The organism is Paenibacillus sp. EPM92, assembly GCF_016586185.1.
GTDB lineage: Bacteria > Bacillota > Bacilli > Paenibacillales > NBRC-103111 > Paenibacillus_G > Paenibacillus_G validus.
On the sequence record NZ_BCPS01000068.1, the window covers coordinates 101,328 to 118,536 of the forward strand.

Consider the following 17,209-nt stretch of genomic DNA (forward strand, 5'->3'; position numbering starts at 1 on the left):
GGGAATAGGATGAGAGCGGAAATTATCGCCGTCGGCACGGAGCTGCTGATGGGTCAAATCGCCAATACGAACGCGCAGTTTTTATCTAAAGGCTTGGCCGACCTGGGCATCGGCGTATATTTTCATACGGTCGTCGGTGACAATGCCGGACGGATCAAGGAATCGCTTGCGCTTGCGAAGAGCCGGGCCGACTTGATTATTTGCACGGGCGGTCTGGGGCCTACGCAGGACGACATAACGAAGGATGTGCTTGCCGAGGTGCTTGGACGGCCGCTGGTGATCCACCAGCCTTCGATGGACAAAATGAAGGAGCTGTTCGCCAAACGAAACATGCCGATGGTCGAGAGCAACGCCCGGCAGGCGCTGATGCTGGAAGGGAGCGATCCCCTGGCGAACGAAACGGGCCTTGCGGTGGGCGTCGCCTTAACGGTGGACGGCACGCGCTACGTGCTTCTGCCGGGTCCGCCGAGCGAAATGAAGCCGATGTTCGAGCTTCAGGTCAAACCGTGGTTAGAAGCGAATGTCGAAGGCCTGGAGGCGCTTCATTCGACCATGCTCAAGTTTGCAGGCATCGGCGAGTCGTCGCTGGAGCATCAACTGATCGATTTGATCGACGCGCAGACGGATCCTACGATAGCGCCTTACGCCAAGGAAGGCGAGGTGGCCATTCGGTTAACGACGCGCGCAGGAAGCGCGCAGGAAGCCGCACGGAAGCTTAAACCGCTGGAGGATGAGATACGCCGCCGGCTCGGAGGCTTCATCTATGCGGCAGAAGACATCTCGCTCGAAGAATTCCTCTTGCGGGAGCTCGCTTCCCGCGGCCAAACACTCGCCGTGGCCGAAAGCTGCACCGGAGGACAGCTCAGCGATTTGCTGACGGCCGTACCGGGCAGCTCGAACGCTTTCGCCGGCGGGGTGATCAGTTATACGAACCAGGTGAAACACCGCGTGCTCGGCATTCCCTTGAACGAGCTCGAAGGCGAGGGAGCTCCCGGAGCCGTCAGCGCGGAAACGGCGATCCGGATGGCGGAGGCCGTACGGACTTTGTGCGGGGCCGATTACGGACTATCCGTCACCGGCGTGGCAGGACCCTCGGAATCGGAAGGCAAGCCGGTTGGCTTGGTGTATGTCGGGATTGCGGGCGGGGGCGAGGCGGCGGCGGTTGAGCTGCAAGCATGGGGCAACCGCTCGACAATCAAGCTGCGCGCGTCCAAAAGCACGCTCTATCAGCTGTGGGAACGGCTAAAATCGTAGTTGCCGCTCACTAGAAAATAAAGTATAATAGATTTACGCGGAAGCACCGTAACAACTTTAAACCTTGTTACGGTTTTTATTTGGACCAAGATGCGAATATATGTTCGAGAAAAACCTTGGCAAAGGTTATGAAAACCGTTATGATGGAAACATAAGAGAATATAGAAGAGGGAAGTGAGTCTCTTGACGGATCGTCGCGCAGCACTGGAAAATGCCCTTCGTCAAATCGAGAAGCAGTTTGGTAAAGGGTCGATTATGAAACTGGGTGAATCTACCCACATGCAAGTGGAAACTATTCCAAGCGGCTCGCTTGCGCTCGATATCGCGCTCGGTATCGGCGGTTATCCGCGCGGTAGAATTATAGAAGTTTACGGACCGGAGTCTTCAGGTAAAACGACCGTAGCGCTGCATGCCATCGCGGAAGTGCAGAAGGTAGGCGGCACGGCGGCATTCATCGATGCGGAGCACGCTCTTGATCCGCTCTATGCAAGCAAGCTTGGCATCAACATCGACGAACTGCTCCTGTCACAGCCCGATACGGGCGAACAGGCGCTCGAGATCGCGGAAGCGCTCGTACGAAGCGGCGCGGTCGACATCATCGTCATCGACTCCGTAGCCGCGCTCGTGCCGAGAGCGGAGATCGAAGGGGAGATGGGGGATTCGCACGTCGGGCTGCAAGCGCGTCTGATGTCGCAAGCGCTGCGTAAGCTGTCCGGAGCGATCAACAAGTCGAAGACGATCGCCATCTTCATCAACCAGCTGCGCGAGAAAGTCGGCGTCATGTTCGGGAACCCGGAGACGACCCCCGGCGGACGGGCGCTCAAGTTTTATTCTTCCGTACGTTTGGACGTTCGCCGCGTAGAAACGATCAAGCAAGGCAACGATATGGTCGGTAACCGGACGAAGATTAAAGTCGTTAAGAATAAAGTAGCGCCGCCGTTCAAACAAGCGGAGATCGATATCATGTACGGCGAAGGAATTTCCAAAGAGGGCAGCATCGTCGACATCGCGACAGAAATGGATATTATCCAGAAGAGCGGCGCGTGGTATTCCTACAGTGGCGAGCGTCTTGGTCAAGGCCGTGAGAACGCGAAGCAATTCTTGAAGGAAAATCCGCATCTGGCGGATGCGATCGAGAAGAAAATTCGGGAAACAAGCAATTTGGTTGCAGTAGTCGGACCGAATACGGACGATGATGAAGAGGAAGAAGAGGATTTGGCAGTACTCGAATAAATCGGCTTAAGGCACCTTTTCTTAGCAGGAGGGTGCCTTTTCGCCGTTTCTTGTGGAGGTAGTATGGATGACCGGTTATCAAGAAAGCGCACCGCTGGGCGGTTTTATTACGAAAGTGGAGCGTCAGGCGAGAGCTCAGCAGCGGTACAATGTTTTCATCGACGATAAGTTGGCTTTTTCCGTCCATGAGGACATTATGATCAAGTACCGGCTCTTAAAGGGTGCGCAGGTGGAGTCTGCGGAGATGGAACGGATTCTGGCGGCTGAAGAGAGGCATAAGGCTTACTTGAGCGCTGTTCGATTGCTGGCGAGCCGGCTTCGCTCCGAACACGAGATGCGTTCGCGGCTGAAGGAAAAGGAATTTCAGCCGGATGTCATCGAAGACGTGATCTCACGGCTGAGAACGGAAGGGTACTTGAATGACGCTTTGTTTGCGGAACAAATGGCGAAGCAGCGTTCGCAATCGCAAAAGAAAGGGCGTCACTGGATCAAACAGGAATTGAAGCAAAAGGGCGTACCCAACGAGCATATCGAAACGGCTCTTGCCGGAGTGGACGCGGAGACGGAGCGGGAGGCGGCCTACGCGCTCGTTTCCAGACGTTACAAGCGGGAGTGGGAGGAAGACCCGTCGAAAGCCCGGCGGAAAATCGCTTCCTTCTTGCAGCGCAGAGGGTACACGTTAACCGTCGTTCAACAAGTTCTGGGCAAAATGCCGCAGCGCAGCATGGACGATGATGACTTGGCGGAGTTGGATCTTTCGGAATATGAGTGATCCGATTAAATATTTATCCTATTTAGATAGGGGGCGAAGGCCAACAGCTTGACAAGCTTCTTGACCAAACTATAAAATAATCATGTATATTCATCATATACAGAATCATTCCTTGACAGCCCAAGGAGACGATTCGCAAAGTAAAATCGCCAATTTTTACTTTTTCTAACGTATGTAGAATGGATTAAACAACCTGATTATCCCAAGCTTACCCCTTGGAGAAACAACGAGGGAGGTGAACTGGATGGAACCGATCATCTGGATCCTGATTGTTCTCGTTGTTGGTGTACTATGCTTCGGGATCGGTTATTTTATCCGCAAGTCCCTTGCAGAGGCGAAAATTTCAAGTGCTGAACATGCCGCACAGCAGATCATCGACAACGCTCGCAAAGAAGCGGAGGCACTGAAAAAGGAAACGGTTCTGGAAGCGAAGGACGAAATTCACAAGCTCAGAACCGAAGCTGAAAAAGACATTCGTGAACGTCGAAACGAAACACAACGACAAGAGAGACGACTGTTGCAAAAAGAGGAATCGCTGGATAAAAAATTAGAATCTCTTGAGAAAAAAGAAGAGCAGGTCGCCAACAAGGAGAAACGAATCGAAGAAACCCAAGCGCAAATTGATCAGATTTATCGTGATCAAGTTTCTGAGTTGGAGCGAATTTCCTCGTTGACGATGGATGATGCGAAACAGATCATCTTGACGAACGTGGAGCGGGAAGTTCGCCATGAAACCGCGCAATTGATTAAAGAAATCGAACAACAAGCCAAAGAAGAAGGCGACAAGAAGGCCAGAGACATTATTACTTTGGCCATCCAAAGATGCGCCGCGGATCATGTGGCCGAAACCACCGTATCCGTTGTTGCGCTTCCTAACGAAGAAATGAAAGGGCGCATTATCGGTAGAGAAGGCCGTAACATCCGGGCACTGGAAACATTGACCGGTATCGACCTCATTATCGACGATACGCCGGAAGCGGTTATCTTGTCCGGCTTCGATCCGATTCGCCGTGAAATTGCGCGTACGTCGCTTGAGAAGCTCGTAGCCGACGGACGTATTCACCCGGCTCGAATCGAAGAAATGGTGGAGAAGTCCCGCAAAGAAGTGGACGAGCGGATTCGCGAGTACGGCGAGCAAGCGACTTTCGAAACCGGCGTACACGGACTCCACCCGGATCTGATCAAAATTCTGGGTCGTCTGAAATTCCGTACCAGCTACGGTCAGAACGTGCTGAAGCATTCCATGGAGGTCGCTTACCTCGCAGGACTGATGGCAGGAGAGCTCGGAGAAGACGTGACATTGGCGAAACGTGCCGGACTTCTTCATGACATCGGGAAAGCGCTGGATCACGAAGTGGAAGGCTCGCACGTGGAGATCGGCGTGGAGATCGCCAAGAAGTACAAAGAACATCCAGTCGTTATTAACAGTATCGCCTCGCATCACGGCGATACGGAAGCGACATCGGTCATCGCCATGCTCGTCGGCGCAGCGGATGCTTTGTCCGCAGCAAGACCGGGTGCGCGCAGAGAAACGCTGGAGACGTACATCCGTCGTCTCGAGAAGCTTGAGGAAATCTCGGAATCGTTCGATGGCGTAGAGAAATCTTTTGCCATTCAAGCGGGGCGTGAGGTTCGCGTCATGGTCCAACCGGAGAAAGTGGACGACACCGAGGCGTTCCGATTGGCTCGGGATATTACGAAGAAAATCGAGAGCGAACTCGATTATCCGGGTCATATTAAAGTGACGGTCATTCGTGAGACGCGTGCCGTAGAATATGCCAAATAACCTGAGAGCAGCACAATCCGAAAGAGAAGTGGCCGACACAGCCACTTCTCTTTCATTAGGTAGACCGATGAGCATGTATAGGGGGTTACGAACATTAGACTGTTATTTATTGGAGACATCGTAGGCTCGGTCGGACGCAAGGCGCTAAAGACGTGCTTGCCGAAGCTGAAATTGAAATACAACCCGACCTGGATTGTCGTGAACGGAGAGAACGCAGCGGCGGGCCGCGGCATTACGTCGGCGATTACGCGCGAATTTTACGAGCTTGGCGTTCAGGGGATTACGATGGGGAATCATACGTGGGATCAGAAGGACATCTTTGAATTTATCGATGGGGACGACCGGATTGTCCGGCCGGCCAATTATCCGGCTGGCACACCGGGCAAAGGATTGACATTCGTAAAGACCAAAGACAAGGAGCTGGCGATCATCAATCTGATGGGACGCACGTTCCTGCCGCCGCTGGATTGTCCCTTCGCGAAAGCCGACGAATTGGTAGAGGCGGCGCGTAAACGAACGCCGTACATATTCGTTGACTTCCATGCCGAGGCAACGTCGGAGAAGCTGGCTATGGGCTGGCATTTGGACGGCCGCGTGTCGGCCGTGGTCGGTACGCATACGCATGTGCAAACGCATGACGAGCGCATTTTCCCGCAAGGAACGGCCTATTTGACCGATGTCGGCATGGTGGGACCCCGTGACGGTATTCTGGGCATGGAGCGGACGGCTGTTTTATATAAATTTATGACCCAGCTGCCGTCCCGGTTCGTCGTGGATGAAGGCCAGTGGCACTTCCACGCCGTCTGTATCGACTTGAATCCGACGACCGGACTCGGTCAGAAGATGCAGCTGATCCGGATGAATGAAGAAGACCTGTTGTTCGAATAGGCGGCTTGCTCCTTGCCGCTTTTTCTAAATTGACAAACAATTCAAATATTTTCGAAAATACCACTTTCGGTTAGAAGGAATTAACCGCAAATTCCTAGAATATGATTAGTACTGGAAGCTATCATCATTCCCGAGGAGGTACTTTTCATGGAAGTATTAAAGGTTTCAGCAAAATCCAACCCAAATTCCGTTGCTGGCGCACTTGCCGGAGTGTTGCGTGAACGTGGGGCGGCGGAGCTCCAGGCTATCGGCGCAGGGGCGCTTAATCAAGCTATTAAAGCGGTAGCGATCGCCCGAGGATTTGTGGCTCCCAGCGGGGTTGATTTGATTTGCATACCAGCGTTTACCGATATTGTCATTGACGGTGAAGATCGCACGGCGATCAAGCTGATCGTGGAGCCGAGATAGTTCATATACGTTCATATCATAAACCCAAACGCCTGTTTACGCCGTAGACAGGTTTTTTTGGGCTGTGCGCCGGCAGGCGAAGAGAGGGAGGATGAGAGATCGTGACCAGGATCGTCATCGACGGACATTGCGACGTGTTATACAAATTGTTTGAAAACCGAGCGCTTGATTTCTACGGTACGAGCCTCAGCGGATTAGACGTGACGTATGAGCGAATGTGCCGTTCCAATATAAAAGTGCAATTTTTTGCAATTTATTTACCGGAACGTATAACCGTCCCTCATTTTGACTATTACTTGGAATACATCTCCATTTTCTACAGGAAAGTCGCATCGGACGGTCGCATCCGTCCGATTAAGAATCGAGGCGATTTGGAGGCGGTGATGAACGGCAAGCAGCGCGGCGCGCTGTTGACGTTGGAAGGAGCGGATGCCTTACACGGCAATCCGCTTTATTTGCGGACGTTGTACGAGCTGGGCGTGCGGATGATCGGCACGACGTGGAACTACGCGAATTGGGCGGCTGACGGTGTTTTGGAGCCGCGGCAAGCAGGCTTTTCCAGGAAGGGAAAAACCTTTATTAAAGAATGTGACGAACTGGGCATTCTAATGGATGCTTCTCATTTATCGGTGGCGGCTTTTTGGGATCTGGCCGACACCGCGCGCTTGCCCTTCGTAGCGTCGCATTCCAATGCGAAGGCGATATGCGGGCATCCGCGCAACCTGGATGACAGCCAAATCCGCGAAATCATTCGCCGCGACGGGCGGATCGGAATCACGTTCGTTCCTTGGTTCGTCAAGAGTCAAGGGGGTGCGACGATTGACGACTTGCTCAAACATATCGATTATATTTGCGCATTGGGAGGCGAACGGCAGGTGGCGTTCGGATCAGACTTCGATGGAATTGACCGCTGGATTCCGCAGCTGGAGCATGCGGGACAATTCCCGCGGCTGGTCGAAGCGTTGGCCAAACGTTATTCGGACGAACAAGTGAACCGATTTCTTTATGCCAATTGGCACTCGTTGTTACAGGCCTATTTGCCGGTTCACTAAAACTTAACATCTGTTTTCTAGATACAAGACCATTAAACTATTCTCTATTTGATATGGATATGATCTAAAATAACTATCTTTACAATTGGGTTAAAACCCTTGCAATTTACCTCTTGACGACTTAAAATTTGGGTGACACCTGAAAGATCTATCGTGGTTTGATCGTCTTTCGGACCGATCAAGGGGTAGCTGCAATGGCAGCGAATTTAAAAGGAGTGGACAACGGTGATTAGCCAATTATCTTGGAAAGTCGGAGGACAGCAGGGGGAAGGCGTGGAGAGTACCGACAAAATTTTCTCTACAGCTTTGACCAGACTGGGGTATTACTTGTATGGATACCGTCATTTTTCCTCGAGGATTAAAGGCGGACATACGAACAACAAAATCAGAATCAGTACGAAACCGATTCGTGCGATTTCCGACGATTTGGACATTCTCGTGGCTTTTGACCAAGAAACGATCGATGTAAATGCGCATGAGCTGCGTGAGAACGGCGTTATTATCGCCGATGCAAAAGTGAATCCTGTCGTACCTGAAGGCGTAAAAGCAAGACTGTTCCCGGTTCCGATTACGGCAATCGCCGAAGAGCTTGGCACTTCCTTATTTAAGAACATGGCCGCTTCCGGCGCATCTTGGGCTTTGCTCGGCTTGCCGCTTGAAGTGTTTAATAAAGCAGTAGAAGAAGAATTCGGACGTAAAGGTCCGGCTGTCGTCGAGAAGAACATCGAAGCGGTTCGCAAAGCGGCGGAGTTCGTTCTGAATTTGACTGGAGGACCACTGCCGGAATTCCAATTGGAACCTGCAGACGGCAGACAGAAGCTGTTTATGATCGGGAATGACGCTATCGGCTTGGGCGCGGTCGCTGCAGGCTGCCGTTTCATGCCTGCATACCCAATCACGCCGGCTTCCGAAATCATGGAGTATCTGATCAAAACGCTTCCGAAATTCGGCGGTACAGTGATTCAAACCGAGGACGAGATCGCGGCATGTACGATGGCGATCGGCGCTAACTACGGCGGCGTACGCGCCCTGACGGCTTCGGCAGGTCCTGGTCTTTCCTTGATGATGGAAGCCATCGGCTTGGCCGGTATGACAGAAACGCCTGTCGTTATCGTCGACACGCAGCGCGGCGGTCCTTCCACAGGTCTTCCGACGAAGCAAGAGCAGTCCGACGTCTTCGCGATGATCTACGGCACGCACGGTGAAATTCCGAAAATCGTCTTGTCGCCTTCCTCGATCGAAGAGTGCTTCTATGACACGATCGAAGCGTTCAACCTGGCGGAAGAGTATCAAGTGCCTGTCATTTTGCTGACCGACCTGCAGCTTTCCTTGGGTAAACAAACGAGCGAGCTGCTTGATTACAATAAAATACAAATCAAACGCGGTTCGCTCCAAACGGGAGAGCTTCCTCCGCTTGAAGACAACAAAATGTTCAAGCGTTATGAGTTTACCGAGAGCGGCGTTTCGCCGCGCGTCGTGCCGGGCCAAAAATACGGCATCCACCACGTAACGGGCGTCGAGCACGATCAAGACGGCCGTCCGTCGGAAAGCCCGATCAACCGTAAGAAAATGATGGACAAACGGATGGGCAAACTCAAAAACATCAAAGTCAACAACCCGATTCTCGTGGATGCACCGCATGAAACGCCGGATCTGCTGATCATCGGTATGGGCTCCATCGGCGGTACGATCGACGAAGCTCGCGGCCGTTTGACTAAAGAAGGCTTGAAAACGAACCATGTAACGGTGCGCTTGCTGCATCCGTTCCCGGTTGAGGAACTGAAACCTTATCTGGAGAAAGCGAAGCAAATCGTTGTCGTAGAGAACAACGCAACAGGCCAACTCGCTTCCTTGATCAAATTGAACGTCGGATATGCCGATAAAATTAAAAGCATGCTGAAATACGATGGAAATCCGTTCTTGCCAGCCGAAATCACAAAATTTTGTCAGGAGTTGAACCTTGTATGGCAACGTTAAAAGACTTCCGCAACAATATCAAACCGAACTGGTGTCCAGGGTGCGGGGACTTCTCCGTACAAGCGGCGATTCAAAGAGCGGCTGCCGGCGTGGGTCTTGAGCCTGAACAGCTTGCCGTTGTCTCGGGTATCGGATGCTCCGGCCGTATTTCCGGCTATATTAACGCTTACGGATTCCACGGTGTGCACGGTCGTTCGCTTCCAATCGCGCAAGGTCTGAAAATGGCTAACCGCGAGCTGACGGTTATCGCTGCTGGCGGCGACGGCGACGGCTTCGCCATCGGGATGGGCCATACGGTCCATGCGATCCGCCGTAACATCAACATTACGTACATCGTCATGGACAACCAAATTTACGGGTTGACGAAAGGTCAAACATCGCCGCGTTCGGCAGAAGGCTTCAAAACGAAATCGACACCGGCCGGTTCGATCGAATCCGCCTTGTCGCCGCTTGAAGTGGCGCTTGCTGCAGGCGCAACGTTCGTCGCACAATCTTTCTCCAGCAACCTGAAACAGCTGACTTCGCTGATCGAAGCAGGCATGAAGCACGAAGGCTTCTCCTTCATCAACGTATTCAGCCCGTGTGTGACGTTCAACAAAGTGAACACATACGAGTGGTTTAAGGAAAATATCGTGGACCTGGAAGAAACACCGGATTACGATCCGTCCAACCGCGTGATGGCGATGAACAAAATCATGGAGACGAACAGCTTGGTGACCGGTTTGATCTACCAAGACAAATCGAAGAAAAGCTATGAAGACCTCGTGTCCGGATTCAAACCGGAAGGTCTTAATAAAGCGAATCTCCAGCTCACCGAGCAAGAGTTTGATAAATTGGTGGCGGAATTCAAATAATTTCATGAATTGTACGCGAGCATACGGCCCAAGCCGTATGCTTTTTATTTTGCGGATGGGTATAATGGGGAAGAGAAGCCATAGAAAGATCAAGGAGAGATGGGACATGAAGCAAGTACCGATCGGCGTTTCCGCGAGACATATTCATTTATCGGCGGAGCATATCGAGGTATTGTTTGGAGCCGGCTACGAACTGAGGGTATTAAAGGAGCTTTCGCAGCCGGGTCAATATGCAGCCAAAGAAACGGTAGCCGTTGTCGGTCCGAAGGGGCGATTCGATAAAGTCCGGATCCTTGGCCCCGCACGTCCGCATTCGCAGCTGGAAGTATCCCGGACCGATGCGTTTGCGCTGGGGATGAATCCCCCCGTTCGCGAGTCGGGGCGCACCGAAGGCACGCCGGGGATTAAGGTGATCGGCCCGGAAGGGGAAGTTGAACTCCAGGAAGGCGTTATTATCGCGGCACGGCACATTCATTTTCATACCGCAGATGCGGCTAAATGGGGCATTCGGGACAAGCAGCTGCTAAAGGTGCGTGTGGAAGGCGAACGCTCGCTTGTGTTCGAGCAAGTGATCGCGCGCGTGTCCGACCAATTTGCGCTCGATATGCATATCGATACGGATGAAGCGAACGCAGCGGGTGTGACAACAGGCGATGTCGGTACGATTTTGTCCGAATAGACTGATTTTCATTCAAGTTCTTTGAAAAACGTGCCGTACTAGTGATATAATAAAGGGTACGATCTTTGCGGCACACTGCAGTTTCAGGAGGAACGCGAGTCTATGACGACAACGAACAAATCGAAGAAAGATTATTCCATATATTTTCAACCGCCTTCCTATTCGGATGCGAAGAAGCGGGGGAAAGAGGACATTGAAGTTCATTACGACTTCAACGTCCCGGAAGATATGAAGGAAATCGGCAAGGACAAGTTTTACTTGATCCAAACGTACGGCTGCCAAATGAACGAGCACGATACCGAGACGATTAAAGGGATGCTGGAGCAGATGGGCTACCGGTCTACCGACGACCGCAAGCAAGCGGATATCATCCTGCTCAACACCTGTGCCGTCCGGGAGAATGCCGAGGATAAAGTGTTCGGGGAGCTCGGGCACCTGAAGCATTTGAAGCTTGAGAAGCCTTCGCTGATTCTTGGCGTCTGCGGCTGTATGTCGCAGGAAGAGGGCGTCGTCAACCGGATCATGAAGAAGCATCCGTTCGTCGACCTTATTTTCGGCACGCATAACATTCACCGGGTGCCGGTGCTGCTCAAGGAAGCGATGTTCAGCCGGGAGATGGTTATCGAGGTATGGTCCAAAGAGGGCGATATTATCGAAAACTTGCCGAAGAAGCGTGAAGGCATTAAAGCCTGGGTCAATATTATGTACGGCTGCGACAAGTTCTGTACGTATTGTATCGTGCCTTACACGCGAGGCAAGGAACGGAGCCGCCGGCCCCAGGACGTCATCGCCGAAGTGCGCGAGCTGGCGCGGCAAGGCTTCAAGGAGATCATGCTGCTCGGTCAGAACGTCAATGCGTACGGCAAGGACTTCGAGGACATCGAATACCGCTTCGGCGACTTGATGGACGATATCAGGAAGATCGATATCCCGCGCGTCCGATTCACGACGTCGCACCCGCGCGATTTTGACGATCATCTGATCGAGGTGCTTGCGAAGAAGGGCAATCTGGTCGAGCATATCCATCTGCCCGTGCAGTCGGGCAACAACGAAATCTTGAAGCGGATGAGCCGCAAATATACGCGGGAGCATTATTTGGAGCTTGTTCGCAAAATCAAGAAGGCGATTCCTGATGTCGTACTTACGTCAGACATTATCGTCGGGTTCCCGGGCGAAACCGACGAACAGTTCGAGGATACGCTCTCGCTCGTGAACGAAGTCGGTTTCGACAGCGCCTTTACGTTTATTTACTCGCCTCGGGAAGGTACGCCGGCCGCTGCAATGCCGGACGATATCCCGGCCGAAGTGAAGAAACAGCGGTTGTACCGCTTGAATGACGCATTGAACGCGATCAGCAAGCAACGCAATGAGCTTTTGAAAGGTCAAACGCTCGAGGTGCTCGTAGAGGGCGAAAGCAAGAACAATGCGAACGTGCTGGCCGGGCGGACGCGTACGAATAAACTGGTTCATTTCGAAGGACCGAAAGAACTGATCGGCCAATTTGTGCAGGTACGGATTACGGAAACCCCGACGTTCTATATCAAAGGCGACTGGGTGCAGGAAGCCGTAACACAACAACTGGGAAGCTAAGGGGCGTGTAAACGGATGGCAGAGCAAAAATATACCGATTGCGGCATGGAATTGTATACGAACACGGAATTGATCGTGCGCGAAGATATTTTGGCGAAAGCGCGGGAATTGGCGGATCTGATTTCGACCTCGAACGAGGTTCAGTTTTTTCAAAAAGCGGAGAAGCAAATTGCGAACAACGATCACATTCAAACGCTGATCAGCGCGATCAAGAAAAAACAGAAGGAAATCGTCGCTTTTCAATCGTTCCAAAATCAGAAAATGGTCGATAAAATCGAAAATGAAATCAATGCGCTTCAGGACGAGCTCGATGCCATTCCGATCGTTAGCGAGTTCAAGCAATCGCAGGAAGACATCAACTACCTGCTGCAGCTGGTCATGAGCGTCATTCGCGATTCGATCTCGGAGAAAATCAATGTCGAAGAAGGCGAAGTCGTCAATTCGAGCTGCTCGGAATAAGCGTTCGAGCGTCATCGACGTATAATCGGAAGCCATGCTGGCTATCCTCACCTTATCCGACAACGATAAGGAGGAACAAGCTTGGATATCGTGAAATTCAAAGTTGATACACATAACGAGGCGGATCGGCAGGCGATCCTGCGGGAGCTCGCCGAGCATACCTCGTTAACGGCAAGCGAGCAGGAGCAACTGTTACAGGAGCTGCACGAGCTGGAAGTGCAGTCTGGCGCAGAACCGTAAGCGTAATCTGCAAAGCAATGAAGAAGACCTCTGAACGCCTGGAGAAGGCGGTTCAGAGGTCTTGCTGTTGACGCAGCCATTGCCGGGCTTCCTCCATCCGGATCGGCATCGATTCGGGCGGGTTCCAGGCAAATGCGGACATCAGCTTCGCAACGGGAGGCAGATCAAGCCGGGCGGAGGCGAGAAGCTCGGGACGACATCCGAACAGCTCCCGCGGCGTCATGCTGCCCAGACAGGCGCCTTCGCGTATGACGATCGCTTGTTCCGCCCATTCTGCGACAAGCTGCATCTGATGGGTGGCGATGACGACGGTTTTCCCGCGCTGCGCGAGCAGTGTTAACACGTCGTGGATCAGGCGCTGTCCTTCGGGATCGAGGAATGCCATCGGTTCGTCGACGATGACCGCCTCCGTATCCATGGCGAGCACGCCGGCGATTGCGACCATTTTCTTCTGTCCGAAGCTGAGCTCGCTGGGATTACGGGCAGCGAGCGGCTCAATGGCGAGCAGCGCCATGCATTCTTCCGCGATCCGGTGTGCTTCATGAACAGGGCGTCCAAGCTGCAGCGGGCCGAAGGCGATGTCGTCCTTCACGGTCATGGAGACGATTTGGTCGTCAGGATCTTGAAAGACGACGCCGACCTTCCGCACCCATTCCGCTTGATTGCTCTTCGTCACCGGCTCGCCCATAATGCGGACGGCGCCGGAGGCGCAGCGAAACAATCCGTTCATGTGGAAAATGAGCGTCGATTTCCCGGCGCCGTTCGGACCGATTAACGCCGTCCGGGAGCCGCGCGGAATTTCGAACGAAATGCCGTTCAAGGCTGCAGGCTGAGCGTCGCTGCCGCCGTACCGGTATACGACGTTGTCGAATTGAAACATAGGCTCCATCATCCGATCTCCTTCCATAGCTTGTCCGCAAGGAACAGCAGTGCGACCGGCACGGTCGCGAGCGCCGCTAACGCGCCGTCTGCCGAACGGTAGGCGGGGAGCGGGGATTGCGCAGGTACGCCGCGGTAGCCGCGGGACATCATTCCCCAATAAATACGTTCGGACCGCTGCAGCGATCGCTGTAACAGCAGTCCGAGCAGCCGGGCAAGCTCGAGCGTTTGCCGGTAGTTGAAGTAAGCGCGGAGCCGCAAGCCGCGGCTGCGGCGCGCTTGCATCATGCGGAATGCTTCGTCCCGAATGACGAGAGTAAAACGCAGCGTAAACAGAATCAGTTCGATGAAAATCCCGGGAACTTTCAATCGAAGCAGCGCTTGGAAAAACGAGGGAAGCGGCAGCTCGTGGAAACAAACCGTCAGAGCTTGTACGGTGAAAAGCAGCCTGGCCGCATACACGGCCGCCTTCTCTGCGCCAGCGGCGGACAAGGTTAAGCCGTTCCCAAGGGCAATGCCCGTCCCGCTCTCATACAAGGGGAAAAATAAAAACGAGAACAGGACGAACGGAACGATAAGCCGAGCTCTTCCCCAGAAAGAGCGGAGCGGTACATTTGTCATAATCAGGTAAAGCTGTCCCCAGACAAGCAGCGCTCCGAGTATGTCCAACCGGTTCATGCTGACCGCCATCACGATACAAAGCAAGGTTGCCGCAATCCGGAGCGGGGGATAGCGTACGATGGTCTTCATCGGGTTTTGCGGCTGATCAGCTTGCCCAGCAGCAGAAACAGGACGAATGTCAGCACAGTGCCGAATATACCGGCCAGACTGCCCGAATACCAGCCTTCGACTCCCGGAAAGGTATAGTCCGGAAACCAGGACCCAAGCAGCGTGCCGGCCTGTTCGATATATCCGATTTCCTCACCGGCTTTCTCGAAGCCGTCCGGGTGGCTGGAAGCGAGCAGGGAGACGAAGGCGGCGATCAGCAGCGAAGCGATCAGCCAGAAACGAACCGGTTTGTTCATAAGGAAGCGGTCTCCTTCCCTGGCAAATAAAACGACGAACGCAGCGCGATAGGCAGAACGACGGCTGTGATCAGGCCTTCACCGATCCCAATCCACGTATGCCAGAATACAAGCGCCGCCGCCGCGTCCCCCAAACCTACGACGCCGGACAAGGCAAGCTGCACCGAGGCGGCCAAAGAGACGAGTACGACCGAGCACCAAGCGGATACGAACGCCGCCGCCGCTTTGGGGATGAATGAGAGTTTGCTCAAGAGCTTATGGGTGACGACGGCGAAGGCAGGAGCTAGAATCGCCATGTTCAGCACGTTCGTGCCAAGCGCCGTAATGCCTCCGTCTTGAAAGACGATAGCTTGAATGGCCACAACCACTGTCATGACCAGCGTTGCCGGCCAGAAGCCGAACAGCAGTGCCGCCAGTGCGCCGCCGATCAAATGGCCGGAAGCCGCTGCGCCGAGAATCGGAAAGTTGACCATCTGCGAAGCGAAAATAAACGCGGACATGACGCCCATTACCGGTACAGCCCGATAGTCAAGCTGACGGCGCGAGTGCCGGACGCTGCCTGCCAATACCGCAGCCGATACGATGGCGGAAGCGCTCCAAACCGCGGGGGATAAAATCCCGTCCGGGATATGCATTCGTTTCTCCTCCTTCTGTATGTAGGAATATGCATGATTTCAAACCATATCATATCACTGTGCTACTTTTATGTAAATGAATAGCACGATATTCGCACATCAAGGTGGAAGGTTTATTTCTTCAGCGCGCATATGCTAGAATAAACAGAGAGATTGTACGCGTCGAGGTGTAAATATGGAAAAAGACGTCTTAACACGATTTGGCGTGTCGATGCCGGAAGAGCTGATCAAGCAATTCGATCTCTATCTGACGGAACAAGGTTATACGAACCGTTCGGAAGCGATCCGGGACCTCGTCCGGCGGGTCCTCCTTGAACCGGGCGGCATGGATACCGATCAGCTGGTCGCCGGAACTATCGTGATGGTTTACGACCATCACGCTTTCGAGCTGCCGCTCACCTTGATGGAGCTCCAGCATGATTATCACCATCAGATTATTTCCACGATGCATGTGCATCTGAATCACCATCAATGCATGGAGATTATCGTTGTTCGTGGCATGCTCGGTCAGCTGCATGAGCTTCGGCAGCGTATACAAGTGTTGAAGGGCGTACATTACGCCGAGCTTTCGGTTACGTTCGTCGACAATCACGAAACGCCGCAAGACCCTCACACGCCGCACGGACATTCGCACGCTTAGGCGAACCGATCGGCAATTGTTTCTGGATGGCTTCAATAATTTGTCAAGGAAAAGTCGGCTCCGCTATATGCTTCCTCTTTTATTTATGGTATTTTGTAAACGGTAGGGCATTTGCCCGTAATGTGAAGCAAAGGGGAAGTTATATCGGATGGCGACGATCGTCATGTTAGTTTGTTTGGTTGTGATGGGGTCATTCTTCAGTCTCTCGTTCGTATTGGCCTTTAAGAAGAAGAAAACGGCAGCTATTATGTGGCTGATCGTCGGCTTCGTCAGTGCGTTTCTGTTTTATTACGGGATTTATCAAGGGTGGATTTTGATTCCCGAGCAAAAATAAGGCATGAACGGACGATACTCCCGCGTACAATGTGAAGAAATTCGGCGTGGGGGGGGGGAGTCGATGCGGAAATTTCAGGAGCTGCCCGGGGCCACCGCGCCAAGGCCTCTGGCCCATGCGCATTACGCGGGCGGCTGGACGGACACCGTGCTCGGACATGCGCATTCGCTCGAGCTGTTTACTTATCCGGTGAACGGAAGTGCGGCCGATGGACATGTACATACGTTTCAAGGCCATACGCATATGAGCGCCGGACATTTTCACCGATTCTTCGGTTCTACGGGTCCGGCCATCGCGCTGCCGAGCGGGGAGCATATCCATCGGGTCGAATTCAGTTTGGACGATGAGCCCTTCGAACCGAAAGGGAACTTTTATAAAACGGTGCTTTCGGTGAAGCGGCACGTCCATCATTTTGCAGCCGCGTCGGGGCCGGAGATCGGACACGATCTCGGGACTTGGGACGAGTGAGCGGGGGGGAAAGATCTGGCGGCTCCACTTCGGAGA

At 53.2% G+C, this 17,209-nt stretch carries 20 protein-coding genes; 16 read left to right on the plus strand and 4 right to left on the minus strand.

All coding sequences use genetic code 11. The annotated features are described in order from the left end of the window. Positions 1-9: 9 nt before the first annotated feature. The 13 genes from JMF85_RS15560 (at position 10) to JMF85_RS15620 (ending at position 13,192) form a co-directional block, all read left to right on the plus strand. On the plus strand, positions 10-1,254 hold the full coding sequence (locus JMF85_RS15560; RefSeq protein WP_201318472.1) for a competence/damage-inducible protein A: 1,245 nt from the start codon (positions 10-12) through the stop codon (positions 1,252-1,254). Positions 1,255-1,437: 183 nt separating this feature from the next. Further along, entirely contained in the window at positions 1,438-2,487 is a 1,050-nt protein-coding gene (gene recA, locus JMF85_RS15565) for a recombinase RecA (RefSeq protein WP_054795805.1), read from the plus strand. A 67-nt stretch (positions 2,488-2,554) separates the two neighbouring features. Further along, positions 2,555-3,259, plus strand: coding sequence for a RecX family transcriptional regulator (locus JMF85_RS15570; protein WP_054795806.1), 705 nt, complete (start codon positions 2,555-2,557; stop codon positions 3,257-3,259). A 244-nt stretch (positions 3,260-3,503) separates the two neighbouring features. Continuing rightward, positions 3,504-5,045, plus strand: a complete 1,542-nt coding sequence (rny, locus tag JMF85_RS15575; protein WP_127604450.1) for a ribonuclease Y — start codon at positions 3,504-3,506, stop codon at positions 5,043-5,045. A 93-nt stretch (positions 5,046-5,138) separates the two neighbouring features. Beyond that, entirely contained in the window at positions 5,139-5,933 is a 795-nt protein-coding gene (locus JMF85_RS15580; protein ID WP_054795807.1) for a TIGR00282 family metallophosphoesterase, read from the plus strand. A gap of 147 nt (positions 5,934-6,080) precedes the next feature. After that, a complete protein-coding gene (locus JMF85_RS15585; protein ID WP_006286829.1) occupies positions 6,081-6,341 on the plus strand; it encodes a stage V sporulation protein S in 261 nt (86 codons plus the stop codon). Positions 6,342-6,442: 101 nt separating this feature from the next. Beyond that, a complete protein-coding gene (locus JMF85_RS15590; RefSeq protein WP_201318473.1) occupies positions 6,443-7,393 on the plus strand; it encodes a dipeptidase in 951 nt (316 codons plus the stop codon). 225 nt (positions 7,394-7,618) lie between these two features. Beyond that, complete coding sequence (locus tag JMF85_RS15595; RefSeq protein WP_127604446.1) at positions 7,619-9,370, plus strand: 2-oxoacid:acceptor oxidoreductase subunit alpha; 1,752 nt, start codon at positions 7,619-7,621, stop codon at positions 9,368-9,370. Further along, positions 9,358-10,224 (plus strand): 2-oxoacid:ferredoxin oxidoreductase subunit beta, encoded by an 867-nt coding sequence (locus JMF85_RS15600; protein ID WP_054799143.1) that lies wholly within the window; start codon positions 9,358-9,360, stop codon positions 10,222-10,224. Before JMF85_RS15595 ends, JMF85_RS15600 begins: the two co-directional genes overlap by 13 nt. Positions 10,225-10,330: 106 nt before the next feature. Next, positions 10,331-10,903 carry a phosphate propanoyltransferase gene (gene pduL / locus JMF85_RS15605; protein WP_054799144.1) on the plus strand — a complete coding sequence of 191 codons (573 nt, stop codon included), beginning with the start codon at positions 10,331-10,333 and terminating at the stop codon, positions 10,901-10,903. A gap of 102 nt (positions 10,904-11,005) precedes the next feature. Beyond that, positions 11,006-12,493, plus strand: a complete 1,488-nt coding sequence (gene miaB, locus JMF85_RS15610) for a tRNA (N6-isopentenyl adenosine(37)-C2)-methylthiotransferase MiaB (RefSeq protein WP_054795808.1) — start codon at positions 11,006-11,008, stop codon at positions 12,491-12,493. 15 nt (positions 12,494-12,508) lie between these two features. Further along, complete coding sequence (locus tag JMF85_RS15615; protein WP_127604442.1) at positions 12,509-12,952, plus strand: YlbF/YmcA family competence regulator; 444 nt, start codon at positions 12,509-12,511, stop codon at positions 12,950-12,952. A gap of 81 nt (positions 12,953-13,033) precedes the next feature. After that, complete coding sequence (locus tag JMF85_RS15620) at positions 13,034-13,192, plus strand: hypothetical protein (protein WP_155614337.1); 159 nt, start codon at positions 13,034-13,036, stop codon at positions 13,190-13,192. 52 nt (positions 13,193-13,244) lie between these two features. Here JMF85_RS15620 and JMF85_RS15625 read toward each other — a convergent pair whose 3' ends face one another. From JMF85_RS15625 to JMF85_RS15640, 4 genes are read right to left on the minus strand one after another with little or no spacing between them, the layout of a single operon-like run. Beyond that, positions 13,245-14,081: an energy-coupling factor ABC transporter ATP-binding protein gene (locus JMF85_RS15625; protein ID WP_236595868.1), complete on the minus strand. Its 837-nt coding sequence runs from the start codon at positions 14,079-14,081 to the stop codon at positions 13,245-13,247. Beyond that, positions 14,081-14,821, minus strand: coding sequence for an energy-coupling factor transporter transmembrane component T family protein (locus tag JMF85_RS15630; RefSeq protein ID WP_054795809.1), 741 nt, complete (start codon positions 14,819-14,821; stop codon positions 14,081-14,083). The genes JMF85_RS15625 and JMF85_RS15630 overlap by 1 nt, the downstream gene beginning before the upstream one ends. After that, positions 14,818-15,096 carry a PDGLE domain-containing protein gene (locus tag JMF85_RS15635; protein WP_054795810.1) on the minus strand — a complete coding sequence of 93 codons (279 nt, stop codon included), beginning with the start codon at positions 15,094-15,096 and terminating at the stop codon, positions 14,818-14,820. Before JMF85_RS15635 ends, JMF85_RS15630 begins: the two co-directional genes overlap by 4 nt. Then, positions 15,093-15,731, minus strand: a complete 639-nt coding sequence (locus tag JMF85_RS15640) for an energy-coupling factor ABC transporter permease (protein WP_054795811.1) — start codon at positions 15,729-15,731, stop codon at positions 15,093-15,095. Before JMF85_RS15640 ends, JMF85_RS15635 begins: the two co-directional genes overlap by 4 nt. Before the next feature lie 175 nt (positions 15,732-15,906). Between JMF85_RS15640 and nikR the strand changes: the two genes are divergently transcribed. The 3 genes from nikR (at position 15,907) to JMF85_RS15655 (ending at position 17,173) form a co-directional block, all read left to right on the plus strand. Continuing rightward, the gene (gene nikR / locus JMF85_RS15645) at positions 15,907-16,371 is read left to right on the plus strand and encodes a nickel-responsive transcriptional regulator NikR (protein WP_127604436.1); all 465 of its coding nucleotides are present in this window, start codon (positions 15,907-15,909) and stop codon (positions 16,369-16,371) included. 148 nt (positions 16,372-16,519) lie between these two features. Continuing rightward, complete coding sequence (locus JMF85_RS15650; protein ID WP_054795813.1) at positions 16,520-16,705, plus strand: hypothetical protein; 186 nt, start codon at positions 16,520-16,522, stop codon at positions 16,703-16,705. Positions 16,706-16,768: 63 nt separating this feature from the next. Further along, positions 16,769-17,173 carry a YmaF family protein gene (locus JMF85_RS15655; RefSeq protein ID WP_127604434.1) on the plus strand — a complete coding sequence of 135 codons (405 nt, stop codon included), beginning with the start codon at positions 16,769-16,771 and terminating at the stop codon, positions 17,171-17,173. The last annotated feature ends 36 nt before the right edge of the window (positions 17,174-17,209 follow it).